The organism is Nocardioides sp. P5_C9_2 (genome assembly GCF_054049555.1).
This window is the reverse complement of the sequence record NZ_JBFUMD010000556.1, coordinates 1-2,320: the sequence shown is the minus strand read 5'-3', so window position 1 is coordinate 2,320 and position 2,320 is coordinate 1. Positions and strand designations below refer to the sequence as shown.

General features: G+C 71.8%; 2 protein-coding genes. Both read right to left on the bottom strand.

Going from position 1 to position 2,320, the window contains the following annotated elements; translation table 11 throughout:
- On the bottom strand, positions 1 to 1,434 hold a 1,434-nt coding region (locus ACXJKL_RS19555; RefSeq protein WP_457208665.1), incomplete at its 3' end, for a chorismate-binding protein.
- A gap of 59 nt (positions 1,435 to 1,493) precedes the next feature.
- Positions 1,494 to 2,320 (bottom strand): acyltransferase family protein (locus ACXJKL_RS19550; protein WP_457208664.1); only part of this gene is annotated, 827 nt, incomplete at its 5' end.

Genomic DNA, 2,320 nt, shown 5'->3' with positions numbered 1-2,320 from the left:
GGCGTAGTCCTCGTGGCGCAGGACCGTCGAGGTCATCCCGAAGACGCCGAGCACGTGGCGCAGCATGTTCACGAAGTCGTCCTCGCCGTGCAGGATCACGGCGCGCTGCCCGGACAGCGACGGGTCGGGCGGCGCGCCCTCCTGGTCGGTGAGCCAGAACCGGCTGAGCCGCTGGTTGCGGGTGCCGAGGGCGAGGAGGACGTCCTCGTCGCGGGTCAACGCGGCGATCTCCTCGGCCGGCGCGGTCGCACGCGGCACCAGCCCGAAGGCACCCAGGATGCCGCCGGCCTTGGCGTGCGTCTCGGCCACCTCGTACGCCGCGTCGGAGTCGCGCACCAGCGTGGCCCCGGCCGTCACCTTGAGGTGGCCGTCGGGGTCGACGTCGGCCGTGCGGATCAGGATCGGGCTGTCCATCGTGTGGTGGCCCTCGGCGTCGCGACCGAAGAGCGCGAGCGCGGCGGCGTAGTAGCCGCGGCCCTCCGCCTCGTACTCGGCGATCAGCCGGCACGCGTTCTCGACGGGGGCGCCGGTGACCGTGGCGGCGTACATCGTGTCGCGCAGGATCTCCCGCGGGTCCCGCTCGCTGCGGCCGGCGAGGAGGTACTCGGTGTGCACGAGGTGGGTCATCGGCTTGAGGAACGGACCGAGCACCTGCCCGCCCTCGTGGCAGACCTCGCACATCATCTTGAGCTCCTCGTCGACGACCATGAAGAGCTCGAAGACCTCCTTCTCGTCGGCGAGGAAGTCGAGCAGCCGCGGCTTGAGGGTGTCGAGGTCGCCGCCGACCCGGAACGTCCCGGAGATCGGGTTCATCCGCACGTCCTGGTCGCGCACGCTGACGTGCCGCTCGGGCGAGGCCCCGATCAGGTACCGGTCGCCGGTGAAGAAGCAGAACGTCCAGTAGGCGCCGCGCTCGTGCTCGAGCAGGCGGCGCAGCACGGCCAGCGCACGCTCGGCGCTCCAGTCGGCGACCACCGCGCGGTAGTGGCGCCCGATGACCAGGTTGGCGCCCTCGCCCTGCCCGATCTCGTCGCGGATGATCGACTCGACGACGGTCGCGTAGTCCTCGTCGGAGGTCTCGAACCCGCCCCGGTCGGCGATCTCGATGTCCGCGGTCGGCAGCGCGGCGACCAGGTCGTCGACGGACACCTCGTGCTCGACGTCGATGTCGACCACCACCAGCGGGGTGCCGTCGTCGATGGCGTCGAAGCCGCGCTCGCGGACCTGGCGGAACGGCAGCGCGACGAGCCGGTCGGCGATCTTGCCGCGCTCGGGGACGCCGGTCTCGAGCGGGATGTCGAGGATCGACTCGACCTCCGTACGTCGCCCCGCCACCAGGCCGGCGGTGCGCTCGGCCTTGCGGCGGATCACCGCCCACGCCTCGTGCCCCTGGATCTCGTCCAGGAGGTCGCGTACGGCGGGGGCGGCGGTCATGCCGGAGACCCTACGGTCCGTCGACCCCGCTCCGGCGCCCCGCCCGGTGGGCGGTCGGGTCAGGCCGACACCTTCTCGGAGGTCGCCGGCTCGAGGGCGCCCGGACGCACCCGCCGCCTCAGGATCCGGTCCTTGAGGGCGAGGCACGGCCGCTCGACGAGGTGCCAGGACAGCACCGCGCACGCGAGGGTGATGCCGAGCACGGTGAGGAAGTTGACCGCCGCGCCGCGCACCCCCCACAGGTCGATGACCAGCTGCTGCACCGGGAACGCGTAGAGGTAGAGGCCGTAGGAGAAGTCGCCGAAGCGGGCGGTGCGAGCGACGTACGGCGTGCGCGACAGGCCGATCGTCAGCACGGCGTAGGTGATGGCCAGCCATCCCGTCTCGAGCGCCCACGTGGGGAAGGACCAGGCGATCACCGTCTGCGCCGCGATCAGCGCGACCGCCACGTCGCCACGCAGGCGGAACCACGGCCAGGTCCGGAGCGCGAAGCGCACGAACGCGCCGGCCGCGAAGTAGACCCACAGCCCGGCCGCGTCACGCAGGCGCACGGCCCAGAAGATCGGCGACTCCTCCGGAGGCGCCTCGGCCAGCCGGATCGTCACGTAGACCGCGACGAGCGCGACGAAGGGGCGCAGCAGCCTCGGGAAGATGAAGACCAGGGGCGCCGCGAGGTAGCAGAGGAACTCCACGAACAGGGTCCACAGCGAGCCGTTGACCGCGCCCGGGTAGGGCAGGTCGGCCCACACCCCGGGGAGGAAGAACTGCACGAAGAGCTTGATGTTGTTGGTGACGTACAGGCGCGTCGCCGGATCGTCGAGGTAGGCGTCGCGGGACAGCGTCGTCACCAGCGGCCCCAGCACGTAGGCGGTGAGCACCACCACCA